Genomic DNA, 15,085 nt, shown 5'->3' on the forward strand with positions numbered 1-15,085 from the left:
GCGGGTCACGACGGGGCGATGAACATCCTGCTCCTGGGCTCCGACTCGCGCGCGGGCACACACGGAAAGTACGGCACGGGCGTCACCGGCGCCCGCTCGGACACGGCGATGGTGCTGCACGTCGACAAGAGCCACAAAAAGGCCTCCGTCGTGAGCATCCCCCGCGACACGATGGTCGACCGGCCGCAGTGCGCGAAGCCGTCGGGCGGCACAGCGCCGGGCGAGCACCAGTCGATGTTCAACGCCGCCTACCAGGCGGGTGGTCCCGCCTGCACCGTGAAGACGGTGGAGAAGATGTCGGGCGTGCGCATGGACCACTATCTCGAGGTCGACTTCAAGGGCTTTGAGAAGTTCGTCGACGAACTCGGCGGTGTCGACATCCGCACCCACCGGGCCCTCAACGACACCAGCAGCCACCTGTCCCTGAGCGCCGGAAAGCACACCCTCAAGGGTGACCAGGCCCTGGCGCTCGTGCGGACCCGGCACGCCGTCGGCGACGGCAGCGACCTGGGACGGATCCAGCTCCAGCAGACCTTCATCAAGGCACTGATCCACCGCGCCGAGTCGATCGACGTGGTCGGCAACCCCGCCCGGGCCTACCAGCTCGCCGACACCGCGACCAAGACCGTGCGCGCCGACTCCGCTCTCGCGTCCACGGACAAACTGCTCGGCCTGGCCAAGGACCTCAAGGGCATCAGCCCCGACCACATGAACATGGTCACCCTCCCGGTCAGCTACGACACCCAGGACGCCGGCCGCGTCCTGCCACTGACCAAAGCCACCCACCAGCTCTGGCAAGCCCTGCGCGACGACCGCCCCATCCCGAAATCCGCCACCCAGAACTCAGTCGCCGCACGCACCGACTCACCGGTATCCGCCGACACCTAGGAGGCGTCGGGCCGCAGCCGGTTGCTCACATCGACCGCGAGGACGATTCGCCCGTCGGCCACCCTCGGCAGCGGGGTGGAGGCAAGCAGCCGCCGCGGACGGCGCCGCCTCAGTCAGTTGGCGGCGGGAGTGGTCGAGGGCCATGCTCACCGCGTTCACCCCGGGCAGCAGATGGCAGCCATCGACCGCGAACTTGGCCGCCTGATACGAGGCGATGCCCGGAGACCCGCCGACCCGCCGACCCGCCCGCCGACCGAGGAGAACTGCACCACGGTGCCCGACCCCTGCCGGCGCAAGGTGGGCAGCGCCGCGGGGCGCAGTCTTGCGTCAGCCGGCCGAACTGCCGTCATGCGAGACGAAGCTCGTGACCCTGGGGGATGGCGGAGGTGGTCGTGCGGTGGGGAGCCGCGCGGTCCAGCGCCGGCGGATTGTGAGCTTCTCTGCCTGGGCGGGCTCGATCGGTCGCCACGGAATGTCATGCGGGGCGATGGTGACGGTTGTGCTGGATGTGCCGGAAGTCCGGCGCGTGAGGCTCGCTGTGTAGCAGCCCGCTCGCGGTGTCCGAGAAGGCGTCGCGTGCGTTTCGAAGGTCCTGGAGCTTGTCGGCGCAGGATGCTGCACGAGACGAAATGCCGTAGGTCGGTCCCTGCTGGGCGCGCTGGTATCAGTCGTCGATCGCATTCGAGGTGTCGGTAACGCGCCGCTCAGTGCTCGGGCGGGGGGGCGGGTACGGCCCAAAATCAGCGATCAAGGCGGTCGCCTGGGCGGATGATTCATCGGCATCGGCATCGGCATCGGCATCGGCATCGGCACCGGCACCCGCAGCCGGTACGAGCCCCGTCAGCATCAGACCATGATCGCCTCAAAGCGAGAGCTTCTCGCGTCGGCCTCTTCACTACCGGCGCATCAGGCTGCCCCATGCGCCGGGGCGTGCATCCGAGGCCCCGTACTGAGCGCCGGTCCGGGCCGTCTACACTCACTTGGTAGCTACAAGCAATAAAATCTGAACGGAAGAGGGGGCGGGCAATGGGCAAGGGGACGGTCCATGACCGCACAGCGGGGGAGCACAGGGCAACCGGGGACACCGGGGTCGCCAGTGCCGAGGAGGCCGGGGCAGGACTGGGGAGCCAGATCGTGCGCTTCACCCGGCTGGTCGCGGCACGCAGGAACCAGACCAAGCTGGAGCAGGGCGCCGGTGAGCGCGTCCTGCTGGCCCGGCTCGTACGGGACGGGGAGCAGCGGGCCACCGATCTGGCCGCCGAGACCTTCCTCGACCTGTCGACGGTCAGCCGTCAGGTCCGCTCCATGGTGGAGCGCGGCCTGATCGAGCGGCGGCCCGACCCGGAGGACCGGCGCGGCACGCTGCTGTACGCGACCGAGTCCGGCAGGGCGGCGTACGAGAAGTACCGGCAGCAGCGCGACGCGCAGCTGGCGGAGCTCCTCGGTCCGTGGCCCCCCGAGGACCGGTATCAGCTGATCCGGCTGATGACACGCCTCAACGACGACCTGGTAGCGCATCAACAGAAACGCCACGGCGACGGGACTCAGCCCGAAGCCGGGGCGCAGCAGGGAGCAAGCAAGCATGAGTGAGGCCGTGTCGGCACCGCGCCGAGACACCACTGAGCACACGGAGGCCATACCCGCCTCCTCCGGCGGTGGCCTGAGCCACCGTCAGATCCTGGCCATTCTGAGCGGTCTGATGCTGGGCATGTTCCTGGCCGCGCTCGACCAGACCATCGTCTCCACCTCGATCCGCACCATCGCGGACGACCTGAACGGCCTCAGCCAGCAGGCGTGGGCGACGACGGCGTACCTGATCACCTCGACGATCGCGACGCCGCTCTATGGCAAGCTGTCCGACCTGCACGGCCGCAAGCCCTACTTCCTGGGCGCGATCAGCGTCTTCATCATCGGCTCGGCGGCGTGCACGTTCTCGACGTCGATGACCGAACTCGCCGCGTTCCGCGCCCTGCAGGGCATCGGTGCCGGCGGCCTGATGTCCCTCGCCCTCGCGATCATCGGCGACATCGTGCCGCCCCGCGAACGGGCCCGCTACCAGGGCTACATGCTCGCCACCTTCGCCACCTCCAGCGTCGCGGGGCCGCTCATCGGCGGCTTCCTCGCCGGACAGGACAGCATCCTGGGCGTCGTCGGCTGGCGCTGGGTGTTCCTGGTGAACGTGCCGATCGGCATCATCGCGCTGTTCGTCGTCGCCAAGGTCCTCAACATCCCGCACACCCGCCGCGACCGGCGGATCGACTGGTGGGGCGCGTTCACCATCGCGCTCGGCGTCGTGCCCCTGCTCCTGGTGGCCGAGCAGGGCCGCGAGTGGGGCTGGGACTCGTCCAAGTCCCTTTCCTGCTACGGCATCGGCGTCGTCGGCATCATCTCCTGGATCCTCGTCGAGCGCCGGATGGGCGACGACGCGCTGATCCCGATGCGCCTGTTCCGCAACGCGATCTTCAGCAAGACCAGCCTGCTGTCCGTCCTCATCGGCGCGGGCATGTTCGGCGGGATGCTGATGATCCCGCAGTACCTGCAGATCGTGAAGGGCGCGAGCCCCACCAAGTCCGGTCTCGAGATGCTGCCGCTGATGCTCGGCATGATCATCGCGTCCATCGTCTCCGGCCAGATCACCGCGAAGACCGGCCGCTACAAGATCTTCCCGACCATCGGCACCCTCCTCATGGTCACGGCGCTGCTGCTCTTCCACTTCAAGGTCCAGTGGGACACCCCGCTGTGGGAGAGCATGATCTACATGCTCGTCTTCGGCCTCGGCCTCGGCGGCTGCATGCAGACCCTGGTACTGGCCGTGCAGAACGCCGTGCCGCCGCAGGACATGGGCGTGGCGACCGCGTCGTCCACGTTCTTCCGGCAGATGGGCGCCACCGCCGGTACGGCCATCTTCCTGTCGGTGCTGTTCTCGAACGTCGGCGACAAGATTTCCTCGGCGTTCAAGTCGGCCGCCGGGACGCCCCAGTTCCAGGCCGCGCTGCACGACCCGGCGGTCCTGTCCGACCCGGCCAACAAGCCGGTCCTCGACATGCTGCAGCACCCCGGCGCGGGTGGCGGCGGCTCCGACGTACTGAGCGACTCGTCGTTCATCCAGCACCTGAACCCGCGCCTGTCGGAGCCCTTCAAGCAGGGCTTCGCCGACTCCATGCACGTGGTGTTCCTGATCGCGGCGGGCGTGATCGCGGTCGCGTTCCTCATGGTCCTGTGGACCAAGGAGGTCCCACTGCGCAAGATGTCGGGCCTGGAGGCGCGGGCGGCGGAGGAGAACGGCACCGCTTCGGATGCCGCCGCCGAGACGTCCGTGACGGCGACGGCGGACACCGCGGAGGCGGTGGAGGCGGCCCCGGTCGCCTCGCTCGCCACCACCCTCGCGGACGAACCTGCCCCGGGTGTCCGCGGCCACATCCGCGATGTCACGGGATCGCCCGTGGCGGGCGCCGTGGTCACACTGATCGACCTGCGCGGCAGCCAGCTCGGCCGTACGACGACGCAGGCGGACGGCCGTTACGCGGTCGCCGCGCCCGCCGAGGGAACGTACGTCCTGATCGCCTCCGGCGGCGCCCGGCAGCCGCAGGCCACCACCATCACGGTGGCCGACGGTCCGGTCGACTTCGACCTGGTGCTCTCCGGCGCGGCCGGCCTGACCGGAACGGTCCTGGCCACCCCCGGCGACCGGCCGCTGCCCGGTGCCCTGGTCATCGCGACCGACGTGCACGGCGAGGTCGTCGCCTCCGCGGCGGCCGACCACACCGGCGAGTTCGGCTTCGCCGACCTGGTCCCCGGCGGCTACACCCTCGTGGTCAGCGCCCCCGGACACCGCCCGGCGGCCCTGCCGGCCGAGGCGGCGGGCGGCGCCGCCAACCGCTACGAGATCCGCCTCGACCCAGGCGCCCACGTCCACGGCACCGTCCGCAACCGCGCGGGCCACCCGCTCGACGACGCCCGGGTCACGCTCCTCGACGCGGCGGGCAACACGGTCGCCACGACGGTCACCGACGCGCACGGCGCCTACGCGTTCAACGACCTGGACACCGGCGACTACACCGTGATCGCCAGCGGGTACGCGCCCCAGGCCGTGCCGCTGCTGGTGAGCGGCGAGGGCGAGAAGGACGCGGACGTGAATCTGGGGCACTGACCGACACAGGTGTCCCTGAAAGCCGTCTCTGCCTCCCGTGCAGCGGTCCGGACCGGACCGCTGCACGGGAGGCGCCGTGGCTGCCGGAAGTTCGCCGCCCGGCCGGGAGTCTTCAGAGGGTTGCCAGGGGTTCGGAGCGCTCGTGCACGCAGGTGTCGTCGATGCCGTAGGTGTCCCAGGCCGGGAACGGGTCGACGGGTGGCGGACTCTCGCCGGGCTCCATGAGGCAGGCGTTCAGGGCCGCATGCAGTGCGTCCCGGTTCAAGTCCGTGCCGATGAAGACCAGTTCCTGGGACCCGGTGCCGTCGATCCCGTCGGTGCCGCGGGCGGCGGAGGGCTCGAAGCGGGCGACGGAGCCGGCCTGGGACCAAAGGCCCGTGACGTGCGGGCGGCTGGCCAGTGTGAAGAACCCTTTGGAGCGCAGGACCTGACCGAACGCGCCGCTGTCGAGTTGCTCCGTGACGAAACTCCACAACCGCCCTGGGTGGAAGGGGAGTTGGGAGCGGAAGAGGGTGGAGGAGATGCCGTACTCCTCGGTCTCCGGGACGTGATCGCCGTTCAGCTCTCGCACCCAGCCCGGGGCCTGTTGGGCGCGGTCGATGTCGAAGAGGCGGGTGCCGAGGATGTCGGCGGTGCGCACCTTGCCATGGACGGCGGGGATGATGCGGGCGGCGGGGTTGAGGCGGGACAGCGCGGCCCGGAGCCGGTCGGCGGCCTCCTCGTCGACGAGGTCGAGCTTGTTGACGACGATGACGTCGGCGAACTCGATCTGGTCCATCAGTAGATCGCTGACCGTGCGCTCGTCGTCCTCGTACTGGTCGAGGCCGCGTTCGACGAGCTCGTCACCGCTTTCCAGCTCCACCAGGAAGCCCGCCGCGTCGACGACCGTGACCATCGTGTCCAGGCGGGCGAGGTCGCCGAGGGTGGCGCCGTCGTCGCGGGCGAAGGCGAAGGTGGCGGCCACCGGCATGGGTTCGGAGATGCCGGACGACTCGATGAGCAGGTAGTCGAACCGCCCCTCGCGGGCCAGCCGTTCGACTTCTTCGAGCAGGTCGTCGCGCAGGGTGCAGCAGATGCAGCCGTTGGTCAGCTCGACCAGACGTTCCTCGGTGCGCGAGAGGGCGGCATCGCCGCCGCGTACCAGGGCGGCGTCGATGTTGACCTCGCTCACGTCGTTGACGATGACGGCGACCCGCAGCCCTTCGCGGTTGCCGAGGGCGTGGTTGAGCAGGGTCGTCTTGCCTGCGCCGAGAAATCCCGAAAGGACGGTGACGGGCAGGCGGCGGTCGGACCGGTCGGACATGTGCGGTTAGCCTTCGGGGCGCAGCAGCCCGCGCTCGTATGCCTTCGCGAGCCGCTGGGGGACCAGGTAGGAGGCGCCGTCGACGGTGATCGGTACGAGCTGGGGCGTGGTCGCCTTCCACTGGGCGCGGCGGTGGCGGGTGTTGCTGCGGGACATCTTCCGCTTGGGGACGGCCATGAGGCTCTCCTGGCTTGGTGGTGGTGGTGGGGACGGGCGGTGCCACAGAGAACGCTATATGAACATGGATCCCATTTCCAAGTTGCTGAGACGTGGGCCCGCTGTTTTGTCGCTCGGGCCAGAGGCCGGCCTCGATGCCGACGTGGTGGGGCCTGATTGTTCGTCGATTCGAGGCCGTGCTGCGGCTGTGCCCCGCCGCCCCTGAACGCGCGGGCAGTCGTCGAGCTTCCCTCCGGAGCGCGGTATGAGGTGGGCAGCGGGAGGCACGCCTGCTGGAACATCCGGCCGCCGTCGAAGGGCAGGGTGTGGCCGATGCCAGAGGAGGCCAAAGGAGGTGCCGTCGGCAGGAGGGAAACAGGAGGGAAAGGGACGCGCGCTGTTCACCCTTCGGCTGGTGGCGCCGTGGAGTTCCGCGGCATCAGGGTGGGGGAGAGCGTCACTTGGGCCGTCGGCTTGGCGCGGTCCGTGATGCGCTCCAGCAGCAGGCGTGCCGCGTTGCCGCCGATGGCGCGGCCGCCCTGGTCGACGCTGGTGAGAGAGATCTGGCGCAGTGCGGCGAGCGTGGTGTTGTCGTATCCGGCTACTGCGATGTCATCGGGCACCGAGAGCCCGGCCTCGGACAGGGCGTCGAGGACCCCCATGGCGACGACGTCGGCACCCGCGAACATCGCTGTGGGTCGTCGGGCGCGGGTGAGTAGCTCCCGCGCACCGAGGTATCCGCCCTCCTGCGTGTAGCTGGTGGACACGACGTCGATCTCGTCGGTCAGCCCGTGAGCCCGCATGGCGCGGCGATATCCCTCCGCCCGCCGCGCGTTGGGCATCTCCTCGCTGCGTGTGGGGTCGGTCTCCAGGTGCTCGATGTGTGCGATGTGCCGGTGGCCCTGGGAGACGAGGTGATCGACGACCAGCGCGGCGCCCGCGAGATCGTCGTCGACCACGGTGTCGTAGCGCGTGGATCGGCCGTGACGGCCGATGACCACCATCGGTACTGCACCGGCGAGGTGCTCGAGCCGGGCCCGCGACGACACGGGGGCGACGAGAAGCAGACCGTCCATGCCGCGGTCGATCATCGCGTCCGTGACCCGGGCCTCGGCCTCCTCGCCGTTGCACCCGGGTCCCAGCAGGACCTGGTAGTCGGTGTTCTCGAACCACTCGGTGACGCCGTCGAGGATCTCGGGGAAGAACGGGTTGCGGATGTCCGGAAGCATCACGCCGATGGTGTACGTCTGCCCACGCAGGCCCCGCGCCGCCGCGTACGGGCGGTACCCGAGTTCGGTGATCGCCTGCTGCACCCTCTCCCGCATCCTCGGGCTCGCGCCGTAGGCGCCGCGCAGCACCTTCGACACGGCGGTCGTGGAGACCTGGGCATGGCGCGCGACGTCGACGATCGTCACGCGCCGCGGCTGGGCCGACGGTGCCATCCGGGTGCCTCCGAGTGTGGGAAACGTTGCCGCCGAGTGTAGAGCCGTGGATGCGAAAAGCCACGCCGCCCAGGCGCTGCCCGTGCTGCGGGGCCGGGTGCCATGGAGCTTCTCCCGTTATGAAGTCGCAGCATGCGGGACATCTTGACGTCTTACGGAGCCGACTCTAAGGTCAGCCCAACTTCTGGAAAACGTTGCCCATTCTCATGAACCAGCCCCCTGGCCGGGCGGGTGCGCGACAGTCCACTTGGGGCTTGGGGCTTGGGGCTTGGGGCTTGGGGCTTGGGGCTCGGGGCTCGGGGCCTGGGGCCTGGGGCCTGGGGTGCACCGGAACGAGGGCGGTGGGGGGCTCCTTCGCGCGAAGCTGTGCCTGGGCTCGATCCAGATGCTTTATTGAATCGTTTCAAACAGAACGGGTCCGCCGGTGATGACCGCTCCAACCGATCGGCCTCCACAGGAGGTTCGCTCAGCAACCGCTCGTCGCACGCCCCTGGCGTCGACGTGGTGGTTCGCGCTTCCGGCGCTGGTTCTCTTCGCCTTCGTCGTCCTGGTGCCGAGTGCCCGTGGGGTCTACTACGCCGTCACCGACTGGGACGGTCTCGACCCCGACCTGTCCTTCGTCGGCCTGGACAACTTCACCGACATGACCGGCGACCCCGACGCGGTTCGGGCGGTCTGGCACACGCTGCTGATCGCTGTGTCGATCACCGTCGTCCAGAACCTCATCGGGCTGCTGCTCGCGCTCGGAGTGAACAGCGCCATCAAGTCGCGCAACGTCCTGCGCGTGTTCCTGTTCGCCCCGGCCGTGATCACGCCGATCGTGACCGCCTACCTGTGGCGCAACCTGCTCGGACCGGACGGCGCGGTCAACAGCGCGCTCAGCGCGGTCGGCCTGGACTCCTGGCAGCAGAACTGGCTGGGCGATCCGGACCTCGCGCTCTGGGCGGTCGTGGGAGTGATCGTGTGGCAGTTCGCGGGCTACTCGATGGTGATCTTCCTGGCCGGGCTGCAGTCGGTCCCCAAGGAGATCCACGAGGCCGCGGCCATCGACGGGGCCGGCCCGGTCCGCCGCTTCTGGTCTGTCACCCGGCCCCTGCTCGCTCCGGCGATCACCATCAACCTGATGCTGTCGATCATCGGCGGAATCAAGCTGTTCGACCAGGTGTACGCGCTGACCGGCGGCGGCCCCGGGCATGCCACCGACACGATCTCCACGCTGATTTACAAGAACGCGTTCACTCTGGGCGAGTTCGGCTACAGCATCGCCCTCGCGGTCGTCCTCACCGTCATCGTGGCCGTCGCCTCCACCGGCCAGTACGTCGTGCTGTCCCGCAACGAAAGGGCCGCGTCGTGAACCGCTACCGCCGCCGTACCTTCGCCCTGGAACTGTCCATGGTCACCGCGGCCCTGGTGGTGGGCTTCCCGGTGTACGTGCTGGTCAACCTCGCCCTCCGCGCCCCCTCGGACACCTCGTCGCCGATCCGGCCCACCGCGTCACCCACGCTGGAGAACTTCCAACAGGCCTGGCAGCAGGGCGCGCTGGGCGGCGCGCTGGCCAACAGTGTCCTGGTCACGGCCGTCAGCGTCGTCATCGTGCTGGCAGTGTCCTCGCTGGCGGCCTACCCCCTGGCGCGGGTCGCGGCGCGCTGGTCCCGGGGGACGTACCTGTTGATCATGCTGGGGCTGGTGCTGCCCTTCCAGCTGGCGTCGCTGCCGCTGTACCAGACGATGCGCGATCTCGGCCTGCTGGGCACTCCGTGGGCGCTGATCCTCTTCTACTCCGGTCTGCAGGTGCCGTTCACCGTCTTCCTCTACGTGGGGTTCCTGCGCGCACTGCCGCGTGACTTCGAGGACGCCGCGCTGATCGACGGCTGCACCCCTCTGCAAGGTTTCCGCCACGTCGTCCTGCCCATGCTCAAGCCGGTCACGGTGACCGCGCTCGTCCTCAACACCGTCGCGGTCTGGAACGACTTCTTCACCCCGCTGCTGTATCTCAGCGGCAGCGCCCAGCAGACCCTGCCCGTCGCCATCGCCGGTTTCGTCGGCCAGTACGCGACCGACTGGAACCTCATCTTCGCCGCACTGGTGATCAGCGTCGTGCCGGTCCTGGCCGTCTACTTCGCCCTCCAGCGCAGCATCATCAACGGCTTCGCCGGCGGCCTGCGTGGATGACCGGCACCGGCGCACCCTCCCGGTGCGCGTCCAGCAGCACCGCCCCCTCGTCCCCTTCTGTCCCATGCCCCTGCACCGCAGTCCATCCTCGCGGGAGACACCATGAAGACACCCCGACTGACGGCCCTGACAGCCGCAACCATCGCTGTCACCGTGCTGGCCGCGTGCAGCGGCGGCACCACCGCGGGCGACCAGGGCGATACCCGGACGCTCACTCTCGCCTCGGTCGACCAAGGCTCCGTCGAGGACGTCGTCAAGGCGTTCGAGAAGGCCAACCCGGGCGTCAAGGTCCGCTACACGACCAGCGGCGCGGACCAGTACCAGCAGCAGATCCGCACCCAGCTGTCCTCGGGCACCGCCCCCGACGTGATGTCCGTCTGGCCAGGAAACGGCAACCCGGCCGCCACGCACGTCCTGGCCGAGCCCGGCTACCTGCGCGACCTCTCCGACCGGCCCTGGGCGGCGAAGCTACCGGACGCCGTCAAGAGCGTCGCCCAGGACAAGGGCAAGACGTACACCGCGCTATTCGGGCAGAACGGCATCGGCGCCGTCTACAACGAGCAGGCCCTGCAGAAGTCAGGCCTCACCGCGCCGACCACATGGACGCAGCTGCTGAAGTTCTGCAAGGACGCCACGGCCAAGGGCACCCCCGCCTTCGCGCTGGGCAACCAGGACAACTGGGTGACACAGATCGTCCTGTACGCGTTGGTTGCCACGACCGTCTACGGGCCCGACCGGGACTTCGACACGAAGATGCAGGCGGGCAAGGCCACGTTCGCCGAGTCGCAGTGGACCACCGCCCTGGACAAGTACCTGACGATGGAGAAGACGGGCTGCTTCCAGAAGAACCCGCTCGGGACCACCTACGAAGCCAGCCAGCAACTGGCCGCCACCGGCAAGACCCTCGGCATCATCCAGGGCAACTGGGTGATCGCCCTGCTCAAGCCGAAGAACCCGAAAGCCACCTACACCCTCAAGCCGCTACCGGCTGTTGACGACCCCGCCAGGACGATCGTCCCCGCCGCGGCGGGCGCCGGTTACGGCATCAACGCCAAGGCCAAGAACGAGGAACTCGCCCTGAAGTTCGTCGACTTCGTGATGTCACCGAAAGGCATGAACCTGTACGTCAAGAAGCAGGGAGGCCTGCCCACCCTGCCCGACACCGGCTACACCGCCGACCCGTCGCTGACCGAGCTGTCGACGTTCATCAAGGACGGCAGGACCGTTCCGTTCATGGACCAGTTGTGGCCCAACACCAAGGTGCAGCAGACCATGCTCAGCGGCCTGCAGGAGATCTTCAGCGACCAGTCCACGCCCGAGAAGGTACTCAAGGCAATGGACGCCGACTACCAGGCCGGGGACTGATCCTCCGGCGAGCGAGGCCGCTACGCACGGGCAACGCCTGGCACGGCCGCGCCCCGGATCAGCACCGCCACCGAACCCCACCCCACCCGGCCGGAGACATCCGTTCCCGGTCCGCACCCCGAGGGCGCAGCACGCCCTCGGGGAAGACAGCCCTGCCCAACAGGCAAACACACTCAAGGAGTTCAGCATGTCCGCAGAGCCGCGTGACGCGCTCAGCCGCAGACACGTCGTGGGAATCCTCGCCGCCGGGACGGCCGGAATGGCCCTGCCCCTCGCGGCCGGCGGCTCAGCCGTTGCCGCTCCCGTCCGCCATGCCACCGCCACCGCCACCGCGGCGGCGGCCGGTGCCGCCGTCGGTCTGCTCGGCATCAACGGCCGCCTCGACGAACCGCTCGGTGTCGACGACACGGCCCCCCGACTCAGCTGGTGCGTGACCACCCACCGGGACGGCTGGGTGCAGTCCGCCTACCAGATACGCGCCGCCCGCACCGCCCACGAACTCGACTCCGGCCCCTACCTCTGGGACTCGGGCAAGGTGCACTCCGACGCCCAGACCGACATCCCCTGGCGCGGCCGCGGCCTCGCGGCCCGTGAGCCGGTCGTGTGGCAGGTCAGGGTCTGGGACCAGGACGGCAAGGCCACACCGTGGAGCCGCCCCGCCACCTGGGAGACGGGCCTGCTCAAGCGCGACGACTGGGGCGACGCCCAGTGGATCGAACACCCCGGCCGCAGCGTCGGCGACCCGCTGCCGCTCTTCGCGCGGACGTTCATTGCAGGCAGGCGCGCGGGCGCGAAGGTCACCAAGGCGCGGCTGTATCTGTCGGGGGTCGGCCTGCACCTCGCGTACGTCAACGGCGAGCGGGTCAGTGACGAGGTGCTGGCCCCCGGCAGTTCCAACTACCAGCTCTCCGCCGAGTACCGCGCCTACGACGTGACCGACCTGATCCGCACGGGCGCCAACACCGTGGGCGTCGAACTGGGCCATGGACCCGCTCTGGTCACCCGCTCGGTCACCAACCCGGCGACCGGCCGGTCGGCCCCGTACAGCTGGTGGCAGAGCCAGTTCAAGGGCAGTGGCACCCTCGCGGCTCCCGCCGCCCCAGGTGACACCACCGTCAAGCTGAGCGCGACGAGCAACTACCACGTCGGCGGCACCGTCAACATCGACACCGGGGACGGCGGAGAGCGCCTCGAGTCGCGCACCATCACCGCGATCGGCACCGCGGGAGCCGACGGCACCGGCATCACCTTCCAGCCCGCCCTCAAGAAGCCGCACGCCGGCGGCGCCGCGGTCACCGGATCCGGCAACTCCCTGGCGAGCACCGACCCCAGCGCCGGTGCCGCCGTCACACCCCGCATGATTGCCCGCCTTGAGATCACCCGGGCCGACGGCTCGGTCGAGACCGTGGTCAGCGACCGCTCGTGGAAGACCTCGCTCGGCCCGACCACGACGAACAACTGGTACTCCGGCACTGACTACGACGCCCGCCGCGAACAGGCGGGGTGGACCGACCCCGGCGCCGACCTGGGGGAGGGCGCCCGCCGCCGCGACGGCTCAGCGGTCGGCTGGGTGGCCGCGGGCATCGCGCCGCCGCCCAATCTGACGACCGACCTCGTCTGGCGCGCGGGCGAGCCGGTGAAGATCGCCGACCGGCTCCGCGCCGTCTCGGTCACCGAGCCCCAGCCGGGCGTGTGGGTCTTCGACTTCGGCCAGAATTTCGCCGGCTGGCCCCAACTGACCCTTGAGGGGAAGATCCCGGCCGGGGTGACGGTCAAGATGCTTCCCGCGGAGTCCCTGAGCGCGGACGGCACCGTCGACCAGGCTTCCATCATGGGCGAAGGCGGCAGCCGCGGAACGAACATCTTCGCCGCCTACACCACCCGCGGCAGCACCAAGGGCGAGAGCTGGCACCCCGAGTTCAACTACTTCGGCATGCAGTGGGTGCAGGTGACGGGACTGCCGGAGGGATACCGGCCCACCGCCGACACGATCACGGGACTCCAGCTCCACGCGGACGTCCCCGTCGCCGGGCACCTCACCACCTCCGACGACCGCGTCAACCGCATCCACCGGATGGCGCGGTACTCGGTCATGAGCAACACGATGTCCACGTTCACGGACTGCCCCGGCCGCGAGAAGCTCGCCTACCCCGCGGACTACCTGCAGCCCTTCGCGTCCCTGCACCGCCAATTCGGCTACGCGGCCTTCCTGCGGACCATGGAACGCCACCTCGCGGAAGGCCAGTCCAAGGCGGGCGACAACATCGGCAACGTCGCCCTGAAGGCACCCGTCTACGACTGGGGCTACACCGGCCGGTTCGGCGACGAGATCAACTGGGGCAACGGCATCGTCCTGACCCCCTGGTTCCTGTACGAGACGTACGGCGACACCCAGACCATGGCCCGCTACTACCCCCAGATGCAGGCCTTCGTCACCTACATCCGGACGCGGAAGGCCGGCACCGGGGCGAACGCCCACATCGTCGACGCGGCGCTCGGCGACTGGATCGGCGCCGAAGCCACATCCGGCCGCATCACCGGCACATGGGGCTATCACCAGATCGCCGACCGGATGGCGAAGATGGCCGCCCTGCTGGGCCGCAAGTCCGACGCCGCCGAGTACCGCAGCCTGGCCGCCGCCATCAAGAGCGCATTCAACGACGCGTTCTACAACCCGGCCCTGGGCCGCTACACCAGCGAGGGCCCGCTCGGCTCCACCGGCGCGACCCAGGCCGCCCAGGCCCTCGCGCTCGACGAGGGACTGGTCCCGAGTGGCGAACGCGATCGTGTCCTCGACGCGCTCGTCGAGCTGGTCAACGGATTCCAGCCGTTCGGCGGAGGCCCGCACTTCAGCGGTGGCACCATCGGCCTGGCTCCGATCGTGCGCGCGCTGACGGCCGGTGGCCGCGACGACGTCCTGTGGAAGGTGCTGCAGGAAGACACCCGCCCGAGCTACGGCTTCTTCCTGGCCCCCACGACCGCGAACCCCAACGGCCTGACCACTCTCCCGGAACAGTGGGACATGGGGAACTCCAAGAACCACATGATCCTGCTCCAGGTCGAGGAGTGGTTCCACACGGGCCTGGCCGGTATCCGGCAGGCGCCCGGCTCCTCCGGCTACCGCGAGCTGGTGATCGACCCGAGGATCGTCGGAGACCTCACCCACGTCGAGGGCAGCTACCAGACCCCGTACGGCGAGGTCGCATCCGAGTGGACCCTTAAGGACGACACCTTCCGGCTGAAGATCCAGGTGCCGCCGAACACCACAGCGGAGGTACGCGTCCCCAAGGGCGGCACGGGCTCCCCGGACGCACCCCGCGGCGCCGAATTCCAGCGCGTCGAGGGGGAGCGTGCGATCTACAAGGTCGGGTCGGGCACGTACGACTTCACCGTGCGAGGCGTGCACCCCGCGACGTAGCACCTGAGCCGCCCAACGAATCCGGGCGGGGGCAGGCCGTTGGCCTGCCCCCGGCCGCGGCCGCTCGGCCGCTCCCTCCGGGCCGCTGCTCCTGCCGCTCCGGCGCGACGGCGGGCAACCGGCTCGCCACAACCACCGCCCTGCACCCCGGCCCCTCGATGGCCGGCATCACCATCGCCTCCCAACTCGGC

11 protein-coding genes and 1 pseudogene are annotated in these 15,085 nt (G+C 69.5%); 7 read left to right on the plus strand and 5 right to left on the minus strand.

What is annotated here, in order from left to right:
- Positions 1 to 888: LCP family protein (locus ACWIGU_RS28645; protein WP_454404586.1), on the plus strand; the 888-nt coding region annotated here is incomplete at its 5' end.
- Positions 889 to 1,065: 177 nt separating this feature from the next.
- On the opposite strand, the pseudogene ACWIGU_RS28650 reads toward ACWIGU_RS28645, so the two are convergent.
- Both ACWIGU_RS28650 and ACWIGU_RS28655 read right to left on the minus strand, forming a co-directional pair.
- Positions 1,066 to 1,199: pseudogene (locus ACWIGU_RS28650) on the minus strand (short-chain dehydrogenase/reductase); the annotation flags it as partial.
- A 353-nt stretch (positions 1,200 to 1,552) separates the two neighbouring features.
- A complete protein-coding gene (locus ACWIGU_RS28655; protein WP_454404587.1) occupies positions 1,553 to 1,735 on the minus strand; it encodes a hypothetical protein in 183 nt (60 codons plus the stop codon).
- Positions 1,736 to 1,914: 179 nt separating this feature from the next.
- Between ACWIGU_RS28655 and ACWIGU_RS28660 the strand changes: the two genes are divergently transcribed.
- On the plus strand, positions 1,915 to 2,478 hold the full coding sequence (locus ACWIGU_RS28660) for a MarR family winged helix-turn-helix transcriptional regulator (RefSeq protein ID WP_454404588.1): 564 nt from the start codon (positions 1,915 to 1,917) through the stop codon (positions 2,476 to 2,478).
- Positions 2,471 to 5,038, plus strand: a complete 2,568-nt coding sequence (locus ACWIGU_RS28665; RefSeq protein WP_454404589.1) for an MFS transporter — start codon at positions 2,471 to 2,473, stop codon at positions 5,036 to 5,038. The genes ACWIGU_RS28660 and ACWIGU_RS28665 overlap by 8 nt, the downstream gene beginning before the upstream one ends.
- A 112-nt stretch (positions 5,039 to 5,150) precedes the next feature.
- On the opposite strand, the gene ACWIGU_RS28670 is transcribed toward ACWIGU_RS28665, so the two are convergent.
- The 3 genes from ACWIGU_RS28670 to ACWIGU_RS28680 form a co-directional block, all read right to left on the minus strand.
- Positions 5,151 to 6,341, minus strand: coding sequence for a GTP-binding protein (locus tag ACWIGU_RS28670; protein ID WP_454404590.1), 1,191 nt, complete (start codon positions 6,339 to 6,341; stop codon positions 5,151 to 5,153).
- Positions 6,342 to 6,347: 6 nt separating this feature from the next.
- Positions 6,348 to 6,518, minus strand: coding sequence for a 50S ribosomal protein L32 (gene rpmF / locus ACWIGU_RS28675; protein ID WP_005308128.1), 171 nt, complete (start codon positions 6,516 to 6,518; stop codon positions 6,348 to 6,350).
- Between the two features lie 380 nt (positions 6,519 to 6,898).
- The gene (locus ACWIGU_RS28680; protein ID WP_454404591.1) at positions 6,899 to 7,939 is read right to left on the minus strand and encodes a LacI family DNA-binding transcriptional regulator; all 1,041 of its coding nucleotides are present in this window, start codon (positions 7,937 to 7,939) and stop codon (positions 6,899 to 6,901) included.
- A 550-nt stretch (positions 7,940 to 8,489) separates the two neighbouring features.
- Between ACWIGU_RS28680 and ACWIGU_RS28685 the strand changes: the two genes are divergently transcribed.
- The 4 genes from ACWIGU_RS28685 (at position 8,490) to ACWIGU_RS28700 (ending at position 14,894) form a co-directional block, all read left to right on the plus strand.
- A complete protein-coding gene (locus ACWIGU_RS28685) occupies positions 8,490 to 9,293 on the plus strand; it encodes a carbohydrate ABC transporter permease (RefSeq protein ID WP_454404592.1) in 804 nt (267 codons plus the stop codon).
- Entirely contained in the window at positions 9,290 to 10,111 is an 822-nt protein-coding gene (locus tag ACWIGU_RS28690; protein WP_454404593.1) for a carbohydrate ABC transporter permease, read from the plus strand. Before ACWIGU_RS28685 ends, ACWIGU_RS28690 begins: the two co-directional genes overlap by 4 nt.
- 102 nt (positions 10,112 to 10,213) lie before the next feature.
- Positions 10,214 to 11,476, plus strand: a complete 1,263-nt coding sequence (locus ACWIGU_RS28695) for an ABC transporter substrate-binding protein (RefSeq protein ID WP_454404594.1) — start codon at positions 10,214 to 10,216, stop codon at positions 11,474 to 11,476.
- A gap of 187 nt (positions 11,477 to 11,663) precedes the next feature.
- Positions 11,664 to 14,894: a family 78 glycoside hydrolase catalytic domain gene (locus ACWIGU_RS28700; protein ID WP_454404595.1), complete on the plus strand. Its 3,231-nt coding sequence runs from the start codon at positions 11,664 to 11,666 to the stop codon at positions 14,892 to 14,894.
- The last annotated feature ends 191 nt before the right edge of the window (positions 14,895 to 15,085 follow it).

Source organism: Streptomyces sp. NPDC055400, assembly GCF_053644375.1.